The 25,224-nt window shown below is 28.6% G+C and carries 24 protein-coding genes; 21 read left to right on the top strand and 3 right to left on the bottom strand.

What is annotated here, in order from left to right; translation table 11 throughout:
• The first annotated feature begins 16 nt into the window (after positions 1-16).
• The 12 genes from KQI86_RS05205 (at position 17) to KQI86_RS05150 (ending at position 15,066) form a co-directional block, all read left to right on the top strand.
• The gene (locus KQI86_RS05205; protein WP_216438074.1) at positions 17-3,424 is read left to right on the top strand and encodes a tubulin-like doman-containing protein; all 3,408 of its coding nucleotides are present in this window, start codon (positions 17-19) and stop codon (positions 3,422-3,424) included.
• A gap of 63 nt (positions 3,425-3,487) precedes the next feature.
• Complete coding sequence (locus tag KQI86_RS05200; protein WP_216438073.1) at positions 3,488-5,827, top strand: hypothetical protein; 2,340 nt, start codon at positions 3,488-3,490, stop codon at positions 5,825-5,827.
• A 26-nt stretch (positions 5,828-5,853) separates the two neighbouring features.
• Positions 5,854-7,119, top strand: a complete 1,266-nt coding sequence (locus tag KQI86_RS05195) for a vWA domain-containing protein (protein WP_216438072.1) — start codon at positions 5,854-5,856, stop codon at positions 7,117-7,119.
• A gap of 48 nt (positions 7,120-7,167) precedes the next feature.
• Positions 7,168-7,815 (top strand): hypothetical protein, encoded by a 648-nt coding sequence (locus KQI86_RS05190; RefSeq protein WP_216438351.1) that lies wholly within the window; start codon positions 7,168-7,170, stop codon positions 7,813-7,815.
• Positions 7,816-7,873: 58 nt separating this feature from the next.
• Complete coding sequence (locus KQI86_RS05185; RefSeq protein ID WP_216438071.1) at positions 7,874-9,148, top strand: TRAFAC clade GTPase domain-containing protein; 1,275 nt, start codon at positions 7,874-7,876, stop codon at positions 9,146-9,148.
• Complete coding sequence (locus KQI86_RS05180; RefSeq protein ID WP_216438070.1) at positions 9,145-10,323, top strand: GAP1-N2 domain-containing protein; 1,179 nt, start codon at positions 9,145-9,147, stop codon at positions 10,321-10,323. Before KQI86_RS05185 ends, KQI86_RS05180 begins: the two co-directional genes overlap by 4 nt.
• Before the next feature lie 53 nt (positions 10,324-10,376).
• Positions 10,377-10,991: a DJ-1/PfpI family protein gene (locus KQI86_RS05175; RefSeq protein ID WP_216438069.1), complete on the top strand. Its 615-nt coding sequence runs from the start codon at positions 10,377-10,379 to the stop codon at positions 10,989-10,991.
• 110 nt (positions 10,992-11,101) lie between these two features.
• Positions 11,102-11,971, top strand: a complete 870-nt coding sequence (locus KQI86_RS05170) for a hypothetical protein (protein ID WP_216438068.1) — start codon at positions 11,102-11,104, stop codon at positions 11,969-11,971.
• Positions 11,972-12,267: 296 nt separating this feature from the next.
• Positions 12,268-13,269 (top strand): hypothetical protein, encoded by a 1,002-nt coding sequence (locus KQI86_RS05165; protein ID WP_216438067.1) that lies wholly within the window; start codon positions 12,268-12,270, stop codon positions 13,267-13,269.
• The gene (locus KQI86_RS05160) at positions 13,211-13,558 is read left to right on the top strand and encodes a hypothetical protein (RefSeq protein WP_216438066.1); all 348 of its coding nucleotides are present in this window, start codon (positions 13,211-13,213) and stop codon (positions 13,556-13,558) included. Before KQI86_RS05165 ends, KQI86_RS05160 begins: the two co-directional genes overlap by 59 nt.
• 2 nt (positions 13,559-13,560) lie before the next feature.
• Entirely contained in the window at positions 13,561-14,406 is an 846-nt protein-coding gene (locus tag KQI86_RS05155) for a hypothetical protein (RefSeq protein WP_216438065.1), read from the top strand.
• 153 nt (positions 14,407-14,559) lie between these two features.
• Positions 14,560-15,066 (top strand): NUDIX hydrolase, encoded by a 507-nt coding sequence (locus tag KQI86_RS05150; protein WP_246582653.1) that lies wholly within the window; start codon positions 14,560-14,562, stop codon positions 15,064-15,066.
• A gap of 131 nt (positions 15,067-15,197) precedes the next feature.
• On the opposite strand, the gene KQI86_RS05145 is transcribed toward KQI86_RS05150, so the two are convergent.
• The 3 genes from KQI86_RS05145 to KQI86_RS05135 all read right to left on the bottom strand — a co-directional run bounded on the left by KQI86_RS05145 (position 15,198) and on the right by KQI86_RS05135 (position 17,176).
• Positions 15,198-15,995: a class 1 isoprenoid biosynthesis enzyme gene (locus KQI86_RS05145; RefSeq protein WP_216438064.1), complete on the bottom strand. Its 798-nt coding sequence runs from the start codon at positions 15,993-15,995 to the stop codon at positions 15,198-15,200.
• Positions 15,996-16,036: 41 nt separating this feature from the next.
• Entirely contained in the window at positions 16,037-16,453 is a 417-nt protein-coding gene (locus tag KQI86_RS05140) for a hypothetical protein (RefSeq protein ID WP_216438063.1), read from the bottom strand.
• 159 nt (positions 16,454-16,612) lie between these two features.
• Positions 16,613-17,176 (bottom strand): GerMN domain-containing protein, encoded by a 564-nt coding sequence (locus KQI86_RS05135; RefSeq protein ID WP_216438062.1) that lies wholly within the window; start codon positions 17,174-17,176, stop codon positions 16,613-16,615.
• A 241-nt stretch (positions 17,177-17,417) separates the two neighbouring features.
• Here KQI86_RS05135 and KQI86_RS05130 point away from each other — a divergent pair, with 241 nt between their 5' ends.
• The 9 genes from KQI86_RS05130 (at position 17,418) to KQI86_RS05090 (ending at position 25,207) form a co-directional block, all read left to right on the top strand.
• Entirely contained in the window at positions 17,418-18,320 is a 903-nt protein-coding gene (locus KQI86_RS05130; protein ID WP_216438061.1) for a radical SAM protein, read from the top strand.
• A gap of 123 nt (positions 18,321-18,443) precedes the next feature.
• Positions 18,444-19,127, top strand: a complete 684-nt coding sequence (locus KQI86_RS05125; protein WP_216438060.1) for a cyclase family protein — start codon at positions 18,444-18,446, stop codon at positions 19,125-19,127.
• Between the two features lie 43 nt (positions 19,128-19,170).
• Positions 19,171-19,632: a GNAT family N-acetyltransferase gene (locus tag KQI86_RS05120; RefSeq protein WP_216438059.1), complete on the top strand. Its 462-nt coding sequence runs from the start codon at positions 19,171-19,173 to the stop codon at positions 19,630-19,632.
• Between the two features lie 148 nt (positions 19,633-19,780).
• Complete coding sequence (locus KQI86_RS05115) at positions 19,781-20,764, top strand: tetratricopeptide repeat protein (RefSeq protein ID WP_216438058.1); 984 nt, start codon at positions 19,781-19,783, stop codon at positions 20,762-20,764.
• 144 nt (positions 20,765-20,908) lie between these two features.
• On the top strand, positions 20,909-21,352 hold the full coding sequence (locus KQI86_RS05110) for an NUDIX domain-containing protein (protein WP_216438057.1): 444 nt from the start codon (positions 20,909-20,911) through the stop codon (positions 21,350-21,352).
• Between the two features lie 76 nt (positions 21,353-21,428).
• Positions 21,429-22,184 carry a GNAT family N-acetyltransferase gene (locus KQI86_RS05105; protein ID WP_216438056.1) on the top strand — a complete coding sequence of 252 codons (756 nt, stop codon included), beginning with the start codon at positions 21,429-21,431 and terminating at the stop codon, positions 22,182-22,184.
• Between the two features lie 165 nt (positions 22,185-22,349).
• Positions 22,350-22,607, top strand: a complete 258-nt coding sequence (locus KQI86_RS05100; protein ID WP_216438055.1) for a DUF1653 domain-containing protein — start codon at positions 22,350-22,352, stop codon at positions 22,605-22,607.
• A gap of 30 nt (positions 22,608-22,637) precedes the next feature.
• Positions 22,638-24,611 carry a GTP-binding protein gene (locus KQI86_RS05095; protein ID WP_216438054.1) on the top strand — a complete coding sequence of 658 codons (1,974 nt, stop codon included), beginning with the start codon at positions 22,638-22,640 and terminating at the stop codon, positions 24,609-24,611.
• Between the two features lie 125 nt (positions 24,612-24,736).
• The gene (locus KQI86_RS05090; protein WP_216438053.1) at positions 24,737-25,207 is read left to right on the top strand and encodes an NUDIX hydrolase; all 471 of its coding nucleotides are present in this window, start codon (positions 24,737-24,739) and stop codon (positions 25,205-25,207) included.
• Positions 25,208-25,224: the final 17 nt, after the last annotated feature.

Raw genomic sequence — 25,224 nt, 5'->3', positions numbered from 1 at the left:
AAAATGGAGGGTTTTTATGAATATAAGAGTTAGAGAGCATCTTCAAGACCTTGAAGTTAAAAAAGGTGGAGGGATTATAAGTGATAAAATACGTATAGAAACTATATCCAATCCAATGCTTATAATAGGTCTTGGTGGAACTGGTATAGATGCAATGTTAAGACTTAAATATCAAATAAATAAAAGATTTATTCTTGAGGAAGATAAATTATCAGATACAAGAAAAGATAAGCCTAAAAAGGTTGAGTTTTTAGGTTTTGAAACAAACCAAAAAGAAAAAAATAAAAAATATCCAGCAAATTTTGGTATGGGTCTTGATCCACAAAGTGAATTAGTAATGCTTTCAAATGCAGAAGTAAGATCTATATTAAATGACCGTGAAATATTGGATGATTCCATAAAAGAATGGTTAGCGCCAGAGCTATCAGCAGAAAGTGGTATCGATGGTGCAGGTGGTATAAGACAATTAGGAAGGCTGCTTTTATTTACAAAAATCAATGAAATAGTGGATTGTCTTGAAAAGAAAATAAGGCTTCTTTTAGAAGATAGTGAGGATGTTCTACATGTATTTGTTCTATCAGGACTAGCAGGAGGAACAGGAAGTGGAACTTTTATAGATATTCCTTATATAGTTAGAGGAATCATGAATAACATTTATGGCTCTAAGGGAGAAGATAAAGTTAATATAATGGGATATTTATTTACCCCAGATGTTAACTTGTCAAGGGCAGCAGATAACCAAACCTCACAATCCTATATTATAAAAAATGGATTTGCAGCACTTAAAGAGTTAGATTACCTTATGGGTATTGGAGATAGACATGAAAGATTTAGGCAAAAATATAGGAATAGACTTACAGTAGACTCCCCAATGCCGCCATTCAACTTATGTCATTTAATATCAGCTACAAATACTTTAGGAAGACCTATGAGCAATGCTTATGATTATTGTATGAATGTTACAGCGGAAAATATAGTAAACTTTATGTCAAATGAAGTTAGAGAATCTGGTGGAGAGTTTGCAATACAGGACTATATAAGCAATTTAAAGCAAAATACGGATAATATGGCAAAGCCTTATATGGCAAATTATAAATATGTAATGATAGGGGCCTCTTCTGCAGTGCTTCCTATTGAAGAAATAACTACATATATAGCATTTAAGATTTTTGAAAAGATGCAGTATATGTTTGAAAAAATGCCAGAAGAAAAGGACATAGATCAGTTTATAAGGCAGATTAGGATGGATGAAGATTCTGTAATAGAAAGGTTTGAACTTCATCTTCAGGATAGAGAACCTATTTCAGGTTATGAAGATAGAGATAGGTACAGTTACGATAATGTTATAAAAAAACAGGCCATAAATATTGATGATGAAATGAAGGAGTTTTTAAGAGATTGTACTAATGAGTATAACAAAGTAAAAACTCAATATCCAGGAGAAGTTGTAAAAAATGTAAGAGCTATGTTGGATGGTATTTTTAGAGATCCTAATAAAGGGCCATTCTATGCATCAAGGATGTTATTTTCTCAAGGCTTTTGTGTAATAAAGACACTAGAGGCAGAAATAGTTTCATTAGAAGAAAGGCTTTCAAATGTGTCAAGAGAAATAAAGATGAGCAGGGAAGACGCTGAGGATAGATTAGTTGAAGCTAAAAAAGCTATACTATTTACAAAAGATAGAAAGAAAAATGACTATATTGAAGCTAAAAGTGACGAGTATATTTTAAGGGCTGAAGAAGAAAGAATCTTTAAGATGATGGAGTTTTATAGAAATATAATATCTGATTTAAGTGATTTAAATAACAACATATACAGAGTATACACAGAGATTCTTAATGAATTAAATAAGATATTTAAAGAAGACGGTGAAATACTTGCAAAGGGAGAAGAAATAGAAGGAGTACTTGGAAAAAGCTATTCTTGGACAGTAGTAAATGTTCCAGATTTAACGGATTATATTGAAAAAATAGTAAATAAAGATACTGCAGATGAGATAGTTAGAAGGTTTTCAAAGAAGCTTTTAGAGGAATCACAAAAATGGATTGATGACGTCCATATAGATGTAGTTGGATCTATATCAAACTTTGTCACTGAAGAATATGGAGATGTAATAACTCAATCTATGGAGGATTTTCTTGCCTTAGAATATGGAGAAGATAAATCTATAATAAGTTTAGTTAAGGATGAAATCGCACCAAGGCTTGATAAGGATGCTGTGCCAATTTTTCATTTAAATAATATGGAAGCTCTTAATTTTCCTTCATGGAGCATGGTTTCTGTGCCTAGAAATGCTAAAAAGATTCTTGAAGGAATTAAAGAATATAAGAAAAATGCTAATACAGGAAGCTCTCTTAATATAAAAGAAAGCATGGTAACAAATAGAATATTCTGGTTAAATACTAGAAATGGAGTGCCTCTTTATTCCTATTCTCCAATAAAACATTATGAAGAGATTTATGAAAGCTCACTATTTGCATATGATGGAGTGGGAAGGCATCTATACCAGAGTAGAGAGAAAAACTGGAACTACTTACCATCACCAATTCCAGAACAGAGTTGGGGTTCGACCTATAGTAATGAAAGAGTTAAAAAGTATAACGATGATGTAAGAAATCTTTTTGAACGTGCACTTAAACTAGGATGCATTGTAAATGTTGAAGGAAGCAGCAGTGTAAAATATAAATGTGTCGTTACAGAGCCATTTAATATTGAAGAGTTTATGAATGGATATTCCATAAATTTAAAAGATGATAAATTTAATATAGGAGAAATAAGAAAAGCCATAGAAGATATTAAAGGGCTTTTGGATAAAGGACTCACCCCTATTGAAAACTCTAATATTCAAAAATATTATATTTATGAGAGTAGTGGTGAAGAAAAAGCAAAAAATAACTTAATAAGAACACTAGAACTTACAAAACTTGTGAAATCAGAAGTTGAAAAATATGAGAGCATTATAGAAAAGAAAAATGAGCTCCAAAGCATAATAAACAATTTAAGCAAGGCTGAAACGGATATGGATAACTTCCTTAGAGCTATGTATACAGAAACCATAAAAAAAGCGGGATTACTCTTTGTTTATAATGGAGGAGAGGAAAGTAAAGTAGATATAGAGCCTTTCATAAATACATTAAAACAGAAGGAATATCAACATGAAGCTATTTATAGAAAATATATAGAACTGGATGAAAAAGAAAAAACTATTGTAGATAAGACTTCAGATAAAAGACTAGAACAGCTTTCTTTAGAAGAAGACGCAAAGACTCTTAGGGAAAATGTAAATGAACTTTTTGATAAGATAAAAGCTTCTGTAGAAGATTTAGAAACAAGAAAATATCAGCTTGTTACAGGAGAAGAGCTTTTTGTATTTTATAGTGATATGCTTTCAAGACTTCAAGAAGTAAAAAAGCAATTAGAGTAGAGTTTTAGAAGGTAAGGGCATCCCTTACCTTCAATGTGTTAAAGATGCTCAGGAGGAATTTGTATGGATAATATATTAACTGACTTTGCCAATACTTACGCATTAAATATGGATAAGAAAATTTTTAGTAAAGATGCTCAAAGGAATTCACAAAGTCCTATGCTTTTTGTATTTATAGGGGATAGTTTAAATGAAGCCTCATCCTTTATTAATAATATAAAAGACAGATGGGATAATGGAGAAGGAATAATTTTCATAAATATATCTACTGTAGATATAGAAGACTATTCTAATGTATTTAATGTTCAAATTCCTTGTGAGCATAAAGACAAGAATATTTTAAGAAGTAGTATAAGAGATAGATTCTACAGCGATAAAAAACTTCTTCAAGAATTAAATGAAAAATTAACTATGGTAAGAGATAGAATGCTCCGTTGCGGAGAATTATTTAATTCCTTTGAAAATCTTAGTATTTCTGTGGTTACAATGGCAGATGATCCTTTAAATATAATACTTCCAGAGGTATCTATACTTGCAAAAAAAAGAATGATGGAAGTTTTTAAAAGTTCATTAATGGATTTATATATACTTATAAAAGAACAAAATGTAGAAGATGAATTTTACTCTAAAGCTTTTGCAGTTAGCTTTTTTAGGGAAGTTGAATACATTCAGAAAAAGGACTTTACGTTCAATGAAAAGATAGCTATATATGGGGAAGAAAGAGAATTGCCTGTAGAAGAAAAGGGTCCTTTATTTTATTTAACATATTTATTAGAAGAGAAGAATGGAAAAGGATTAATACCTAAAAGATCAATGGAAAACAATTATGAAATAATATCCTATATAAGCCTTTTAAAAAACATAGGTATAGAAGGAGAAACTTATTCAGATATAGAGAATCAATATTATGATAATGGCAGATTTAAAGCAAATATAAGCTCCACTTCGCAAGAAAAGGTGAGAAATATATATTCAACTGGTGGGCTTTCAAAGGTAAAAAGGCCTAATGGAGCAATTGCTTCAACTGTTATCAGAGCATTTTATGATAATGTATTAAATAAAATGATATGTTTTTCTAAAAAAGATAAAAATTTTATTGGGAAGATTTTAAAAATAGATGAGGATAGCTTAGATTTAATGGGAGAAGGTCTAATACCACAAACTGTAAGTGTAAATGATATGATGAGCATAATGGCTTCAAATAGAAAAAGTGAGCTGTATAGACTTACAGTAAGAGAGGCAGAGGAAAGTCTTTATGGTAGAAGATGTGAAGAGTTTTTCAATCAAAACTTCATTCAAAGAGCTGAAAATAATCTATCTAACCTGAAGCTTGAAAATAAAGTAAGAGATTCAATTTATAAGGATATAATAAATAATCCTATTTTAGGAGTATATTGTTCTTGGCTCTGGACTTTAGAAGAAGGAGAAGGAATAAAATATATAAGAGAATATGAGAACTCAATTCAAAAAAATATTGAACATTTAAATAACCAAATTGAAGATATGTACGAAAATAGAGCGTTAGAGGGATTTAACATTAAAAGCATATTCTTTAAAGATGAAAAAACTAAAGAAGTAAAGAATAGTATATTTGCTGTATATGAGAAGAAAGCTGAAGTTTTAAAGCTTAAGATGATGAAAGAAGTCCTCAAAAATTATGAAGAGGTTTTATGCAAAATAAATGAAGAAGTTTATATTTATATAAAGGATTTAAATGAAGTTAAAAATATAGTAAAAGATAATGAGGATGAAATAATAAAAAGTCAAGATGAATACACGGGGCAAAATATAAATGCTTATTATGAGAATTTAGTAAATAGTATAATGACAGAAATGGAGAATTCCCAAGGAGAAGGTTTCTATTTTAATGACAAGTACATAGGAAATATTTGCGAAATATTGAAAGAAGGAAAGGCTGCTTTACTTCAAAAACTTATACAATTTTGTAGCAAATATATTTTATCTAATGAAGAGTTTTACAAAGCTTTTGAGGAAGAATTTAATAAAAGAGCTAATGTAGATGTAGTTGATTCAAATAATAGTGTGCTTTCTAAAGAGGAACTTTACAGAAAACTCTTTAATATATTAGAGGATAATTCAGCTGTTAAAGCATACATAATGAATTATGATGTAAGAGCATATGAAGAAAAATATTTCTTTGGAGATTATGAAAGCAGTTTTATAAAATATGCTTTTTACTTTGATAGAAATACTAGGAATTATAAAATTGGGTATATACATGAAAAAAGAGCTAGTGGAATTGAAAAGTTAAGTTTGATGGGCGGTTTTACGGCTAAAGATGTTGTTTATATTAAAAATGCTTTTGAATGCTATAAGTATTGTTTAGAAAAAGGGTATAAACTTCACGGTATAGATGTAGATAAATTGCCAGATATAATATAGATAATTTAATATGGAGGGGAAGCCTTGTGATAGAGAAACGAATAAATTTAACCATGGCAATAATGAGTTTAATTGGAGGAGTATTAGGATTCATTATTGGAGAGATTTTATTATCACTATATAAGTATACACTTCCTAATAGTGTACTTATGGGACTATATTTTGGAATATTAGCATTTTGTATAGGGGTTATGTGTTTAATAGCAGAAATGATAAGTCCAAGATTAAACGGGTATGGATGGAAGAATAATTATTTAAAAACCTCTTTTAAATTTTTAATACCTTGTACCCTAATAGCTATGTTTATAATGGGAGCAATTTTTCAATTTGTATACCAAATGAATATAGGAAAAACTAAGAAAATAAACGATGTAGTAATGCTTCTAGATACTTCTGGAAGTATGAAGGAAACGGATCCTGAAAATGAAAGATTTAAAGCTACTTTAAACTTATTAAATAGTATGAAAGAAGATAACAGGGCTTCCATATATAAATTTAATGATAATGTAGAAAAAATATTGCCTATGACTGAGATTACACCAGATACGAAAGATTATGTAGAAGAAAAACTAGAAGAGCATAAAAATCCAGTGGGAAAAACTAACATGAGTGAAGCACTTAAAGAGGCTTACAAAGAAATTGAGTCCACATCAAGTAATGATAGAAGTGCTATGATAATTTTATTATCAGATGGTGGAGATAGCTTTAACCTTAATTCAGAATTTGAGGATACCATGAATCCTATTATAGAAAGAGGTATACCGGTATATACAATTGGGATGTCTAGCGGTAACGATTCTTCTATGTTGAAAAAAATAGCTAGAGAAACTGGTGGAGCCTACCACAATGTAGAGAATGTAAAAGAGTTAAATGACGTATTTAATAAGATATATAATAGCAGAGAACAAAGGCTTCTTGTGGATAAGAGAAATGGGGTTTCTGAGGAAAAAACATTATATATGATACTTAGAATTTTATTTGTAGCTATACTTGGAGCTCTTATACCTGTATGCGTAAGCTTCGTATTTGACAATAAGAATTTGCTCAAAGGTTTTATAATAGGGGGAAGCATTTCTGGAATAGTGGCAGGGCTAATCATTGAATATGGATTTTTACACTTACCATGGATAGGGGTTATGCATAGATTTTTAGCAGATATAATCATAGCTTCAATTTTTACACTTATCCCTGTAAAAGTAGATATAAAGGATTACTCGAAATCTTCATACTCTAGAAATAGTAAGAAGAGACATATAGAAGATGAAAAAAGAATTATTAATAAATTTGATTAATTATTATTATCATTATTATTATTAAAGCATGTTTGAAGGGGTGTTTTGGTGAAGATACAAGAGTTTCAAGGGGATGAAAATGGAATAAGGCAAGTAAATTATACCTTAGATAAAGATAAATTTACAATAAGATGGAAGTGGCCTAAAAATATAGATATAGTATATATATTAAAGATAGATAACATTGAAGAACTTTCAATGGAACATATTGAGAATAAGCATCTAAAATTATATACAAAAGAAGAGTACAAGGAATTCAATGGTTATGTAGAAACTATAAAAGAAGTAAAGCAATATAAATTTTTTGTTTTCCCAGCCTGTGAAGCAGAAGAAGATGTGATGCTATTAAAACAACAGGACGGAGAAAATGAGATAATTGTAAGTACGGGAATTCCGAATATATATTATAGTATTAATCATATTAAGAGTATTAAGAGTATTTTTTCAAAGGAAAAGACTCTTCAAATTATAATAAATTCAGATGTAGAGCTAAAAAGTGATGTTTTATGTTATGTAAAAAAGAAAGACTCCCATCCCGTTAATAAAAACGATGGTATACAATTTGATTTCATATATAATATTTATCCAGGTGAAAATGTTATGCCAGAAATAGTTATAGAAAAAGATGAATACATAAAGGTTTTTATAAAGGATGTAGAGAAATACGGTAATGTATATAATCTTAAGCAGAGATAAAATTTCATAATTTTTCTAATAAATATAATAATTAAAGCGTGAAAGGAACGGATGTTTAATGGGTCTTTTTAGTTTTTTAAGAGGAAACAGAAGTGAAAATAATGATTATAAAAAGGCAACTTACGAAAAAGGACCTTTTATGATAACATGTCCATTTTGTTTTAAAAAATTTAAGACAGATCAGGTGGTTTTCAGAGCATCTCACTTTGAAAATGGAGATCCTGAATATGAAAAAACTGTAGATGAATTGCTAAATGAGTATAATAAGAAAGTTGGAAAAGGTGTATTAGGAGAAATAAACCCTATAATTGTACCAAAGGATCTTCCAGAAAAGAATAAAACAAGGGTGGATGGAGTTTTAATAGAGATTAAGGATAAATACGATATGTCTACCAGTGAAAGACTTTGTCCTTTTTGTCATAATGAACTCCCTATAACCTCAGGAAGGGGCCCTTCAAAAATTATTTCTGTTGTTGGAGCTTCACAGGCTGGAAAATCTGTTTATATGACAACTCTTTTATATACATTAGAGAAGTATAGTTGTGGGAGGATAAATGCCTCTCTTATTGCAGGAAGTTCTCTATATAATGATGAAATAAGAGAAAATCAAGAAAAGATTTTTGAAAAGAATATAATGCTAGATCCTACCCCAAAACAACATGTGGAACCTTTAATAGAAAATATGAAATTTAGAGATGACAAAATAGCTCCAATCACCTTTATTTTTTATGATATTCCTGGGGAAGGAATGACGGATAAAGATTATATAGAAAGACATGGGGATCACATTAAGAATTCTGATGGAATAATATTTCTTGTAGACCCTTTACAGATGAGAACTTTAAGAAAAAAAGTAAGTCTTATGAACAGAGAAATGAAAGGGGATTTCACAGAAAAGTATCAAGAGCCTAAAGATATAATAGTTTATCTATTTGAAAATTTTATATCTAAACAGTCTAAAGAGAAAACCAATATACCTACTGCAATTGTGGTTACAAAAAGCGACATGTTGAGAAACTTAAATGATGAAGAATATATAAATGAAAATAGCAATATTTTTAGAAATTACGATCATAGCGAGTTTTTTAATTTAAATGAATTTGAAAATATAGATGGTGAAGTGAGAAAATTTTTATCAAAAGCAGATGCTTCCTTTAAAGGAGCAATGGATACTTATTTCGGAGTTACGGGATATTTTGCAGTGTCGTCTTTAGGCTGTAATCCACAAAATTTAAAGATAGATAGCGGTAATAGCATAAATCCTTTAAGGGTGGATGAACCATTTTTATGGCTTCTCTATCAAATGAATTATTTGGATGGAGGGAGACAATGATACAACAACATTACTACACAAGGGATAAAAAGGGTGTATACAGTAATACACCAGGATATGATACGGTGGGTAAAAGCATAAATCTAGAGGATGATTTTATAGCTAATGTGCTTCACAACTTATGTTTTTATGAAGCACCATCTATTTTAGCTGGAGAAGAGGATATTGCAAAATATCCTCAAGCATTATTTTGTGTAAATACAGAAGATAATAGAATGATAATAGGACAATCGGTTTTTGCAGGTAAGGATTACACAGGAAATAGAAATAGATATTTTACACATAGCTATATAATTTCAGAAAAAGAAAGAGAAGATTATATAAAAAAACCGGAGAAGATAATTTATTTAAACGGCTTTGTGGATAATTATGATGTAGATAAGGGAAAAATCATTCCTGAGGTTTTAGAAACAAGCGTAGGAAAAAATACAGAGAGTTTTTCATCTATGGATGAGATGTTTAGTAAGACAGGCATAGAAGAAAAAACATTTAAAAAGCTCATTACAGCTTCTTTTAATGCAGCTTTATATGGTAAAAAAATATATATAGTTTTAGATTGTGAACCAAAGGATTTAAATAATATATCAAAGGAAATATTAAAATATCTTTATAGGTGTATTCCTTTTGAAGTAAGAAGAAAGATTGGATTCATTACTTATATGAAAGAGCCTCAAAATAAGGATCTTATAAACCTTATGTTTTTAAATAAAGGGAGTATAAAAAGACTTACAACAGAGATAAAAGCGGGATATGTATTTAATTTTGCAGATAATAATTTCTATTTAGAGGACTTAGAGACAGAGCATAGCTTTACAGACTTTATTATAGATAATATAGATAAGGTAGACAAGCTAAATGATTTTTTTAAAACTGTAGATCAATTTAATATGAAAAATAAATTAGATATTGAGGAATATGATAGTATTACTGATTTTATTCACAGTCAGTACAACAATTGTTATATAGAAGATATGGAAGCAAAATATAAAGAATTTTTAAATATTAATAAGAAAAAAAATAATTTAAATGAAAGTTTAGGATGCCATGAATTTACAGAGAAAGATTATAATAGTCATAGTCGTTGTAATAAAAACATGGAAGATAAGAGCAAAAAATATATTATAGCTCTGAAAAAACTCATAAAAAGAATTAAAAATTTTTGTAAAGGAAAATAGAAAAGTTTTAATTTTATCAGCTTAAAAATTAAAACTTAATCTTGGAGGGAAAAATGAGTTATGTTGTTAATATAATTTTATTTGAAGAGTTTGAAACATTAGATGTTTTTGGGCCAGTTGAAATATTAGGACGGTTACCAGAAATTTTTAAGTTAAACTTTATATCTCTAGATGGTGGAATTATTTCAAGTTCTCAAAATGTAAGAATTGATACAAGTACATATAATAATAATAATAATAGTGAAGAGAATATTTTATTTGTTCCAGGAGGAATGGGTGCAAGAGAAAAGGTTAATGATGAAAAATTAATTCATCTTATAGAAAATATTAATAGGGAATCAAAATATATTATGAGTGTTTGCACAGGAGCAGCTCTATTAGCTAAAGCAGGAATACTAACGGGGAAAAAAGCTACCACAAATAAAAGAGCTTTTAATTGGGTAATGGATCAAGGTAAGGATATAGTATGGATAAAAAAAGCTAGATGGGTAAATGACGGCAATATATTTACTTCATCAGGGGTTTCTGCAGGAATGGATATGACATTAGGATTTATAGAGCATTTAATGGGAAGAGAAAAGGCCATAGAAATTAGCAATGGTATTGAGTATAAATGGAATGAAGATAGAGAATGGGACCCTTTTGCCGAATTATATGGACTAGCATAACTAAGAGCGTTAATTTTTTATAATAAAGTAATTTGAAATTTAGACGATACATAGTAAAATAGGATAATTTTAACAAATGGAAATTACTATTAATATGGGGAGGAAATATCATGTATCTATCTTTGTCATCGTGGAGCCCTATGGCTAGTATGTCAAATTATAATAGGACTACAACGGGATCCACTATAAAAATAGGGGCTAAAGATAATAACTCAAAACAAAATAAAACTTCTATAAATAATCCTTTATCTAACAATTTTAATCAAAATATGGGCAAAAAAAATCAAAATACTATGATTAAAAGTTTAATGGAACAGAAACAAAATTTGATGGAAAGAAAAAATAATTATCTAAGTGATGCATTAAAAAAAGGAGCGAGTTCAAGTGCTATAGAGAGTGGTCTGGAAGAGATTGATAAACAGATTCGAGAAATAGAAGAGCAGATAGGAAAAATTAAACTTGAAGAAAAGCGTAAAAGTTTAGGAGCAGATAAAGAAAGTAAAATAGATAAAGAAGATAAGAACAATGTGAAAAACAAAAAAGAAAATAGTGGAGAGGAAAATTCAAATAAGAAGGATCCACTTTTATCTAACACTATGAAAGCTGTTATAAATTCAAAGAATGATATAAAAAATTTTAGCAGTGTTAGAGCGGCTCAAATAACTCTCAGAAGGGAATCTAAATTCTGGGAACATAGTGATCCTGTAAGATCAGAAGAGCTAAAAATAAAATCTGAAGCTTTAGATGGTAAAATAATAGATATATCAAATAATGTAAATAATCGTATTTCAAAAGCCATAAAAAAAGATAAGGATTCAGAAAGTAATTTAAAAATTTCAACTGAGGACACTAAAGAAAATAATAAACAAGTTAATTCATATGAGGAAAGTCAATTAAACGTAAAAAAGATTAAAGTATATGATGATATTGTTAAAGGAGAAGTATTTTCCACTGGAGCATCAGTTAATACTATAGCTTAAAATATCTACATAATTAACTATTAATCTAAATATATATCTATATAAGAGAAAACAAAATGAAAATCCATGGGTTAGGTTACTCTGACTCATGGAATTTTTTTTAAGTTTAAAAGAATTTATAATAATACTATAAAAATGGTTGAAAAAACCATGGAAAAGATTTACAATGAAGTAGAGTTCTGAATTATAATTCTAATAATTTTTAAGTAATAGGTGTTCTTAATGGTTTGTATACATATTATATAGTAATGTTCTTAAGAGTTCAATAATATATTTTATTGGGGGAGGGAACTGTAGTGAACCTAAATGAGTTAAGGTGGAAGTCATTAGGGATGGTTGGTCTGCAGTATGAATATATTAAAAATTATATAAATAGTAAGTATAATATTTCCATTAGTGAAAAAAATTTAAATGATTTTTTGAATGTTTTTACAGAAAAGTATAGTATAATAAATGAAAGTGAAGTTCTTTTTAATCTTGAAGATATAGCTTTTAAGAAAGTCTCTGTGTTTTATTTAAGAGAAAAAGAGCAAGAAGAGTTATTATGCCCTATGTTAAGAGAACAGTTCAAGATAAATAATAGGTTAAATAATACTATAAACAATAAGGAAGTAAAAAGAGTTGATGAAATACTATATCCTTGTTATGTAAATTTTTATGATAGATTTACTATAATAAAAATGGCTCAATTGCGGAAATATGAGACAGCGGAAGTAGATAGATATAATGTGGTGACAAATACAAATGAAATATATTATCATTACACAAAATTTGTTATTGACTTAAAGGAAGGTATTGTGGCCATGTTTTATAATGATGTTCAAAATGAAGATGATGATAGTAGTTCAAAAGGTAAAGCTATAATAGAGAAAAAGCAAGCTTTTTACAATTTGTTTGCAGAAGGTGATCAAAATACATTAACTAAGTGTAGCTTTGACTACTATTTGAATAATTACATAAAAAACTATCTACAATCAGTTGAATTAAACGAAGAAAATTCAAAAGAAGTGATAGCAATTGAAACTTCAGACCCAATAGAACCTAAAAATAATTTAAGAAGCAGTAAAGAAGATGGAAGACATAATGAGTATAGGTTAAGAGCTATTAAATATGCATTAGATAATGAAGAGCATACAGTTAAGACCATGGAATGCAATATTGGGCATAGATGGTTTCAATTAAGAAATCAAGGTGAAATTATATCAAGTATTACACATTTTGACACGGAGGTAATCCAAAATGTATGCAGAGAAATCTTCCCAGACTATGAATTATCCACAGAATATGCAATGTCATAATATTAATAAAAATATAGTTAGGCTTCTTGATACTATAGGTGATAGAGGTGTAACAATTTCTTATGTATCCAAAAAGATAAACAATGATCAATCTTTAGTATTTAAAGCTATAACTGAACTACAAAGCAAAGGAATAATTAAAAAAATATATTCATCTCGATGTCCTATTTGTACCTATGAAAATGTGTCTGAAACAGAAGATCAATTGGTAGTATGCAGTTATTGTAAAGAAAGTTATTATCCTCATGATAATAATGAGAGATTTAAAATGAGTTTAAAAGATAGATAATAATGGCGCTTAATTTGAATAATATTTTAGTTTCAGACTATATATTTTTATTAGGATGCATATTATTAGTAGCCTTTGCATTCTATAGAAAAAATAAAGTTAACGATAATAGCTTTTCCTTTAAGTTAGTATCTATTATTAAAAAAGAATATCCTTTATTTTTATTATTAATAATGAGCTACTTTATTTATAATTATATATACATGAGATCTAAAGGGATAGAATTAAATTTAAATAACTCATATAAGATATTATGGGAGCAATGGAATAAGCTATTTTTAAATATCGGGTTTATTTTAAATGAAATTTTCAAAGTTATATTAAATATAGAAGTTGTAAAAGTATTAATAATAGGATGGTTTACAATTAAAGTATTATTTAATGAAAATATGCTGGAAAATTTTAAATATATAGTTTCTCAAATTAAGGAAATAAATTATAAAGATATATCTATCAAGGCTCAGGAAGCTGAAAGTATAAAAAATATTAAAGAAAAAGAAATAGAAGATATAAAAGTGCAAGAAAAAGAGGGAAAGATAGATTCACAATATGCTGAAGAGAAAATAAAAAATGCAAAAACTAAAGCTGAGGTTATTGCAATAATGATCGACAATAATGAAATAGTAAAATATATAGATACGTTTATAAATAAAGATTCAAAGAATATTATAATCCCTAAAAATTTAATCCCTAAAATTATATCTTTAAGTAATTTAGAAAAGTTATTTTTATTTGATTTAACGTTTAATTCAATAAAGCTTACGGGAATCAAGCCGGAAATATATAATATTGTTAAAGAAACATTTGATGAATTGAAGAATAAAGGCATTATTTACTGTACTAATTAAAATAGATAATTAGATAAATAATTAATTAAATAAACAAATAAAACAATCTCTCTCAACTTAAAAATTATATGAGAGGGGTTGTTTGTTTTTAACTAACATATAGAACCATATTTTATACAGAGTTAAATTGTAGATTTTTAGGAGGAAAGAATTATGATAGAAAGATTTTCTAAACCGGCAGCAGGTGGAATAATAGAAAAAAACGTAGATGGTATAGACTATATTTTAATTCAAGAGAGATCTAAAGAGGATGCTAAATTAGAAGAAGGGTTACTTGAGATACCAGCAGGGAAGATTAGAGAGTTTGAAAATATATATGAATGCCTTAGAAGGGAGATATGGGAAGAAACTGGCTTGCAAGTTACTGAAATAGATGGAGAAAAAGATTCAACTATTTTTGAATCAAATAGATATAAAGTATTGAACTATACTCCTTTTGCATGCTCTCAAAATATAGAAGGAAACTATCCTGTAATGGTAGAAACATTTATATGTAAAGTAAAGGGAGAAATGTTGGCAAAAACTAACGAGACAAAAAATATTAGATGGATATCATTAAAGGATTTAAAAGAATTGATAGTCAAAGATAAAAATAGATTTTACCCAATGCATATAAAAACCTTAGAGAAGTATATAGATATGAAATCAAAAGCATTATAATTTTCACAAAGATAATATTATAATTATTAAATAAAAATAGTACATAAAATCAGCACGTAAAATGGGAGCTAAGTATATAAAAAAACTATTTTAAAATTATATATTTAGCTCCTTATAGATTTAAATAAAATTTAATCAAGTAAATATAACAAGATATCTTCTATAGAAGTATTATTGTAGGTAGGATCTAGCGTGTTAAATTTTGTTTCTAAGTTAGATTTAAGATTATCTATATAACTCAATGTAAAAGGCAAAAAGTTTTCTATTGTTTTAATATATTCATTAGAGTAAAATTTTTTATTATGAGCAATAGAAAAAAGTATCATGATTATACAGTTGTTTTTAATAAGTTCTTTTAGCTCTTCTTTGTTGCTTCCTTTAAAGCAGTTTTCTGTATCTATTATATTTATAGTGAGGTTTATTAATTTATTAGTAATCATATCAAGAGGATATTTTCCAGCTAATTGTGACATTATGGTCATGTGATTGTTTTTTAAATCCATACTTACATCTTGGAGATCATCGCAGAGTTGAAGCAAGAATCCATATCCATAGGCAAATATTTCTTCATCCTTTGTCAAAGCCCCATTAACGAGATATCCGTCTACTAAAACAGAGGCTCCCCCTTTTTCAATAGATATACCTAAAATATCTTTTTCATAAGGAATACTTAACACCTCTTGCTGCATCAAACTTTTAATTTGCCCATCGTGGATTAACAATAATTTTTCATAAACTTCTTTATAATTATCTCTATTGAATACTGATTCAATATATTCAACTAACCTATATACCATTTCTTCGTGGCAATTAATACTCTTAATTTTTTCACCCTTTAATCTCTTTGAGAACCGCTCATTAAAATACCTTTTCTCTTCCATAGATATGGACGGATCATCTAGGTAGTTATCAGTGTAAGGATAAAGCATACTATAACCAAAGATAGCATTAGTAAATTCAATATTACTATCTATGATTTTTGGAAAATGCTAATTATCCACACATTTCTCATAGCCTGACCTATATCTTTATAATCTAAATTACTATCAAAATTTTTACATTCCTTTATAAATTCTTTTGTAATTTTAAAGAATCCGCTTTTCATTTCTTTATCTATTACGCCTAACTTAAAAGCATTTTCCTTTAAAATAATATTTTCAATGTAATTATCGAACTTCTCTTTCCATTTTAGTCGTTTTTCGTCCCCTTTTGGGAAACTTTTTATATGGTTTATCATCAAGTTGATAAAACGGTCAAATTTTTTTTCGTTTTTATTCTTTTCAAAGGAGGTGGTAGTTTCAATGTGTAGTTTTAATTCTGTACTAGAATTCCACCATATATTTCTATATAAATTAATTAAATAATCAATATTTTTTCTAGTATACATAATCAAAATAAAATAACTCCTGTATTATTTATTGTACTTTAATTATACAGGAGTTATTATGAAATTTAAAACCTATTTGTAATGTTGAATAAATATATCTTAAAATATAGATTTTATTAAAATGTAATAATAACAAATTGAAATCATTATGGCATAATATTATGGATTGTAGGGTTCAGCAGTTGGATATTCCACAGTAAAATATCCATTTGGTAAATCTCCTTTTAAGCAGGTAGATAATTCGTCGTTAAAATATATGGCGATTTTATCTACACCCAAATTATAACCATAAGTAGCTATTAAGGATGTTAAAAGACCGCTTTCAGTACTAGACCCTAAGTTCATATTGTCTACATAAGAATCAGAGAACACAATTTTAAGAACACCAGTTGTTTCATCTAGTTTTGCTGATTTTACCTCTACTTTATCTGTTAATGACAAAAAGTCCTTGTTATAAGAAGTGCTTTGCAGCTCTTTTGTCAAAGCAGTGATTAAAGCATCATTTTCTATAGGTAGTGTTTTATCTATATAATAATGTTTTAATTCAGATATATTAAAAAAATACAGCCTACACCTAGTATCTTTCACTGAAATTTCTTCAGTAATAGTAGGTGTTTCATTAGGATTTTTATCACCATCTAATTTATTTTCATTACTTTTACAACTAATTAGAACAATAGCAAATATTATGGAAATGACTATTGTAAATAATCTTTTTTTCATATTTTCGTGGCAAATTTAATTTTACCACTTTACACCCCATTCCTTTTAAAATATTTTATTGAATAGCACATACGACTTCATTATATTTTTAGTATATCATTATTATATTGCTTTAATAATGATATATTTCCATATTTAACTTTGGATATGCTTTTAATATAAATTGTCTTAATGATAAACAATAAAAGGTCTTAAATTAGTGATATAATATATATTAAAACTATATAACAAGAGGTTACAAATGATGAACATGTTAAATGAATGTAGATTATGTCCAAGGAAATGTAAAGTAGATAGATTAAAAGGTGAGATTGGATTTTGTGGAGCTAGCGATAAAGTTATGATATCCAGAGCTGACCTTCACTTTTGGGAAGAACCTTGTGTTTCAGGAAACAGCGGTTCAGGAACCGTATTTTTTTCTAATTGTAATTTAAAATGTGTATTCTGCCAAAACCATTGTATAAGTCAAGAAAATTTAGGGATAGAGATTTCAATTGAAAGATTGGCACAAATATTTTTAGAGCTTCAAGAAAAGGGAGCTAATAATATAAATCTTGTAACGCCTACTCATTATGTACCACAAATAATTGAAGCATTAAAAATATCAAAGGCTAAAGGTTTAAGGATTCCTATACTGTATAATTCTAATGGGTATGATAGCTTAGAGGCTTTAAAAGCCTTAGAAGGATATATAGATGTATATCTGCCTGACTTAAAATATTATAATCCTAAGTATTCATTAAGATATTCAAAAGCTAGGGATTACTTTGAAAAAACTTCCTTAGCAATAGAAGAAATGTATAAACAGACTGGAGAGGCTACCTTTAATGAAGAAGGCATAATAAAAAAAGGTGTCATAGTAAGACATCTTATGCTTCCAGGATTATTCTTTGATTCTAAAAAGATTATAGGTTTCATATATAAGACTTTTGGTGATAATGTTTATATAAGCATTATGAATCAATATACTCCAATGTTTAATGCTAAGGATTATCCAGAGATAAATAAAAGTTTAGATATGAGACACTATGATGCACTTATAGACTATGCTTTAGAGTTAGGAATTAAAAATGCATTTATACAAGAAGAGGGAACTTCATCTAAAGAGTTTGTTCCAGATTTTAAAAGTTTTACTGGAGTATAATTTACTGAAGTATAATAATGAAATTTTACATAGAAGACCTATAAAAATGATATATGATGATATTTAATAAATTTTAGTATGATAACTAATTTTTATATAAAATATAATTATGAGGTGATGTAAATGTCAAAGTTTATAGACTTAAGTCATTATTTTGAAGACGGAATGCCAGGCTTTAGAATGAAGGATGAATCTGGGAAATTAATACAATACACAGCTCAGGTAAAGCCTTTTATAACTCATGAGCAGTCAGCACCTAACTATGAAGGAAAGGCTTGTTTTGAGATAACAGAGATAACCTTTCAAATTTCAATAGGTACATATTTGGATTCTCCGTATCATCGTTATCCTGAGGGGAGAGACATCAGTGAAATTGAAATAAATGAAGTTGTACTCCCAGGTGTAGTTATAGATGTAAGGGACAGAGAAGAATTTGAATCCATAGGGGTTAACGTTATTCCTAGTGGACTTGATTTAAGTGGCAAAGCTGTTTTATTTAATTTTGGATGGGACAAACATTGGGGAGAGGAAAAATATTATTCTTATCCATACATATCTGAAGAACTTATAAACTTTCTTATAAGTTCAGGAGTAAAGCTTGTAGGAGTAGATACTATAAATATAGATAGTTCTAAAAATCCTGAAAGACCTGCTCACACTTTACTTTTGAAAAATGAAATTCTCATAGTTGAAAACTTGACATCATTAGAAAAATTATATGACCATGATTTTAGATTCTTTGCTGTACCTTTAAAAGCTAAGAAAACTGCTGCCATGTCAATAAGAGCATTTGCTGAGGTTAAATAAGAAAAAGTAATTAACACATGATTATATTAAGGAGAAATATTATATGGACAATTTTATAATAAAAGAAATAAATGAAAGTGAAAAGATTCCATTTGATTTATTGCTTTTAGCTGACCCTTCTATGGAAGCTATAAAAGATTATATCAGTAGAGGGGAATGTTATGGTGGTTATATAGAAGATGTCATAGTTGGGGTATATGTTTTAATAAAAACAAGACCTTTTACTCTGGAGCTTGTAAATGTAGCAATAAAAGAAGGGTTTCAAGGAAAAGGACTAGGTAAAAGAATAGTAATGGATGCTATCCACAGAGCTAAAGAGAAAAAAGCTAAAACTTTAGAGGTAGGTACTGGTAATTCAGGTATGTTACAATTAGCACTTTATCAAAAATGTGGATTTAGAATGAAAAGTATAGATAAAGACTTTTTTATAAAACATTATGAAGATAAGATTGTAGAAAATGGCATAGAGTGTGTGGATATGGTTCGTTTAAGTTTGGATTTATAAAAATTAAAAATAAGTTATCATTATGCTTAAATTTATGATAAGAAGTTGTTAAACAGCATGGTTATTATAGTTTTGAAACATCAAGTATTTTCTGATATATACGATTATTTACGTGAAATTAAAATTACGAGAAAAGAGGGACAATTTTATGGGTATTTTAATATTAAGCATAGTGGTAGGGTTATTTACTATTGTATGCACAATTGCAAAACCTAATTTTTTTTGGAATCATAGAAAAGCTAGAAGTTTAAGAAGGTTAGTAGGTGATGGCTTTACAAGCATTTTCTATTTTATTCTTTCTATAGCAATCATTGCTTTAGGTGTATTGCATTATATGTATCCAAATGGAGATAATCTTTCAAAAGGATACAAGCTGCATATGGAGGGCAAATATGAAGAAGCTCTTGCTTATTACAAAAAGGAATTAGAGGAAGATCCTTATAGTGATGTAGCTTATAATAATATTGGTTGGGCTTTAAATGATTTAGATAGATATGAAGAGGCTATAACTTATTGTGACAAGTCTATTGAGTTGGATTCTAAGTCTTCGGAACCATATGCAAATAAAGGTAATGCACTATTAGGATTAGGTGAATATGAAGAAGCTTTAAAGAATTATGACTTAGCCTTAAAATATGATAAGAAGTCTTCATATGCATATTATGGAAAAGGCGTTGTAAACTATGATTTGGGAGAATATGAAAAAGCTATAGAGTGCTTTGAGGAATATGAAAAATTAAAACCTAAGGATGTGGATGCATACTATTATTTAGGGGAATCTCATTACAATTTAGGAAGTTTTGAAACAGCAATAACTTATTACGATAAAATTATGGAGATAGATAAAGACAAAGAAATTATATATTTATTTAAAGCAGATGCACTGTATTATTTAGATGAAAATGAAGAAGCAATAAAATGTTACGAAAAAGCTATAGAGCTAAATAATGAATTTTCTGAGGCCTTTTATGGTAAAAGTAGAGTATTAGCAAGAATGGATAGAATTGATGAAGCACTAGTAGATTTGGCTAAATCAATTGAATTTGATGAAGAATACAAAGAGTACGCCAAAGAAGATGAGGCATTTGAGAATTTGAAAAATAATGCAAAATTTATTTCACTGATAAAATAATAATTATGTTGCAAAAGAAGAATAAAGGAATTAAAAAGAACTAAAAGAAATTTAGAAAAAATTAAAAGAAATTAAAAAAAATTATCTATGAAATTAGATTTAAGATACTAATCTTCATTAAATAGTTTAAGGGAGTGAAAAATAATGAAGGAGATTATCGATGATATTTGGCCAGGAGTAGCCATTATTATTTTTGATAAAGATAGAAGGGTTTTATTGCAAAAACGTGCGGACGTAGGTTTGTGGGGAATTCCTTCAGGTCATGTGGAACCTGGAGAAAGCGTAATGGAAGCTGCTATTAGGGAAGTAAAAGAAGAGACAGGATTAAATATTAATATCACACGATTAATAGGTGTTTATTCAGATCCTAAGTCTCAAGTTTTTAAATACCCAGATGGGCATGTTACTCATTTTGTAACGACATATTTTGAAGGGGAAGTTATAGATGGACAACTATCCTGCTCTTCCTCAGAAACCTTAAGATTGGAGTATTTTGACACTAATAATTTACCTTCCGATATTCTTCCAATGCACCCACAATGGTTAAATGATGCACTATGTGAACAAGAAACACCTTTTGTTCGCTAAAAAATATTATAGATATTTTTATAAGTAAGCTCTACATAGACCTATAATTATTTTATTTATAAAAGGAGATGTATTCATGGATATTATAAAATTAAACCAAAATAATATTGATGAAGAACACATTTGTTGTGCTATTTCTGATAAAAAGTGTAAAGAAGGATATATTAAGAAAAAGCAATGGATTAAAGAAAGAATAGACAGTGGATATGTTTTTAAAAAATATGATGTAAGACATAAAGTTTTTATTGAATATTGCTCTTCAGAAATATCTTGGTTACCAGTTAATGCTCCTAATTATATGGTGATTAATTGTTTTTGGGTAGCAGGTAGTTATGGTGGTAAAGGATATGGTAAAAATTTATTAAATGAATGTATTAAAGATTCAAAAGATAAGGATGGAATTATTCTTCTATCCAGTGATAAGAAAAGACCATATTTATCGGACAAGAAGTTTTTTTTAAGTCAAGGATTTGAAATATGTGATACAGCTCCTCCTTATTTTGAACTATTAGTATATAAGAATAATCCTAATTCTATTACTCCAACTTTCAATGAAAGGACAAAGAACAATATATGTGAAAACAAGGATGGATTCACAGTATATTACTCTAATCAATGCCCATATACAGAGTATTATACCAATGTAGTATTAAAGGAATTAGCGCAAAAAGAGGGAATGCCAATTGAGATTATAAAGATAAATACTAGAGAAGAAGCAATGAACATACCTACAGCATGTAGTATATATAGCCTATTTTATAAGGGTGAGTTTATTACAAATGACATAATAAATGAAAATAAGTTTTATAAACTTATAGAGAAGATAAGATAGATGTTATTGAAAAGTGATATAGTTAGAAAAAATATTATGTAAGTATTATAAAATGGTAGTAAAAAGAAGGTGCTAAAAAGTGCCTTCTTTTTTAATTATTGAGATGCTAAAATATAAATAGTGAAGATATGAGAAAAATAGAATAAATAAAAATCGGAGGATAAAATGGAAAGAAATTTATATGAATATAAAGGAAAAATATTTAGACATTTTAAAGGGGATCTATACTTATTATTAGATATTGCTATACACTCAGAAACAAGGGAAGAATTAGTAATATATAAAGCCCTTTATGGGGATTGTGGATTATTTGCAAGACCTTATAGTATGTTTAATGAAGAGGTGCCAAAGGACAAAGAAAATCCTACAGGTCAAAAGTATAGATTTGAATATGTTCAAATTGAAAGTGTAAAAAACAGATAAATTAATAAAGTAAGCGAAAGGATAATTTATATGGCAGAGGGGTTAAATATAAGAAATATAGGTATACTAGCTCATGTTGATGCTGGAAAAACTACTTTAACTGAGCAGATGTTATATAAAAGTGGAGTTATAAGGGAGCTTGGAAGTGTGGATAAAGGAACAGCTCATACGGATAGTTTAGAGGTAGAGCAACAACGAGGGATTTCAGTAAAGGCTTCAGAAGCAAACTTCAAATGGAAAGATGTAGAGATTAACATAATTGATACGCCTGGTCATATAGATTTTTCAGCTGAAGTGGAAAGGTCCCTTGCTCTTTTGGATGGAGCCGTATTAGTAGTCTCAGCAGTAGAAGGAGTGCAACCACAGACAGAAGTTTATTTTAAAGCGTTAAAAACAATGAAGGTACCCACTATAATATTTATAAATAAAATTGACAGAATAGGAGCCGATGTGGAAAGGGTACTAGGAGAAATTAGAAAGCTATTAACTGAGTTTTTATTACCAATGGAAATTATAAAAGAGGAAGAATCATCAACACCATCAGTAGATTTAGTATTAAAAGAAGAACTTAAAAATAGTATACATTTCAATAAACTAATAGAAATTCTGGCTGAAAGAGATGAAGATATATTAGAAAAATATTTAGAAGATGAAGAAATTACTTTTGAATTTTTAAAAGAGAAACTATCCCTGGCTATAGAGAAGTGTAACTTATATCCTGTAATTTATGGAGCTGCTCTAAAAGGAACTGGAATTGAGGAGTTGTTAGATTTATTAGTAGAATCTATACCCTCCCTATGTGATGATAAAAGTGAGGAGCTTTCAGCTATAGTGTATAAAATTAAGGGGCACAAAAATTTAGGGAAATTAGCATATATTAGGCTTTATAGTGGACAAATTGAAAGTAGAGATGCAGTTTATAATCATACTAAAGATGTAGAAGAAAAGGTGACACAGATTAAAAGATTTAGTGGTCAAAAAGAAATTAATTGCGGAAAAGTAAGCTCAGGAGAGATTGCTTGCATTTCTGGATTGTCTAAAGCTAGCATAGGTGATATTTTAGGAAATCCATTTAAAGTACCTAAAACTCCAAGTATTGCTAAGCCTCTTTTGACTATTCAGGTATTTTCAAAGATTAAGGAAGATTACATAAAATTAGTAGAGGCACTACAAGAATTACAGGAAGAAGATCCATTATTAAATCTTCAATGGATAAAAGAAAAGAATGAAATTCATATTCAAATTATGGGTATGATTCAGCTTGAAATATTAGAAAGTATATTAAAGAGTAGGTTTAATATAGAAGTCACCTTTGGAAAACCTTCTATAATATATAAAGAAACCCCATGTAAAAATGGTATAGGTTTTGAAGCTTATACCATGCCTAAACCTTGTTGGGCTGTAGTAAAATTTGAAATTGAACCATTGCCAAGGGGCTCTGGATTAGTGTATGAATCTAAAGTAAGAACTGAAGATATAAAACTTAGATATCAAAGGGAAATAGAGAGTCAACTACCAATAGCCCTTAAGCAAGGTTTATATGGATGGGAAGTAATGGATTTAAAAGTTACTTTGTTAGAAGGTGAAGACCATGTTATGCACAGCAATCCAGGAGATTTCATTATAGCGACAACTATGGGAATAATGAACGGGTTAGCTAGTGTAGGCACTACATTATTAGAGCCAATAATTAGCTTTAGAATATCCGTACCAGAAGAAGTAGGAGGAAAAGTTCTAAATGATATTATTCAAATGAGAGGAAGCTTTGATAGTCCTTTAATATTAAATGGGGTATTTACGGTAGAAGGTCAAATGCCAATAGCAACATCTTTAGATTATCCTATAAGGCTTGGAATTATATCTAGTGGCAAGGGAATAATGAGTACTAAATTTTTATGCTATAGCCCCATAGCTTCTGAATTGGGATGTAGTCGAGAAAGGGTTGGAGTAAATCCACTAGACAGAGCAAAATACATACTGTATGCGAGAAATGCAATTAAATAATTCTTAGATTTATAAACAGTAATAGGTGGCACTATGTTTTTAATTAGGGTAATGTTAAAATATAGATAATAAAGAAAATATAGTATGTATAATATAAAAATAATTAATAAATAATGGAGGGTATTATGGCAAACTATATGCTTGAATTAAGAGAAATTGTAGGACATAGGCCACTTATTCAATGTGGTACAAGTGTTGTTATAAGAGATGAAAATAAAATTTTATTACAATTAAGAAGGGATAATAATAAATGGGGTTTACCTGGTGGCTCAGTGGAAATTGGTGAAATGGTAGAAGAAACTGCTACTAGAGAGGTTAAGGAAGAAACAGGATTAGAAATAAACTCAAATAGTTTAAAATTACTTGGTGTTTTTTCAGGGGAAGGACAGCATTATATATATCCTAATGGTGACGAAGTTTATAATGTGGTTACTGTATTTATATCAGATAAGTATAGCGGGGAATTAGACTTAGAAAACGAGGAGAGTATTTCTTTACAATTTTTTGAATTAGATAAAATACCTCATGAAATAAATCCACCAGATGTAGAGATTATAGATAAATATATTAATAATTATTACAGTACTTTTAGATAGATAGTGTCTATTATTTT

It is taken from the genome of Clostridium mobile, assembly GCF_018918285.1.
Lineage (GTDB): Bacteria > Bacillota > Clostridia > Clostridiales > Clostridiaceae > Clostridium_AW > Clostridium_AW mobile.
This window is presented reverse-complemented; position numbering and strand designations above follow the sequence as displayed.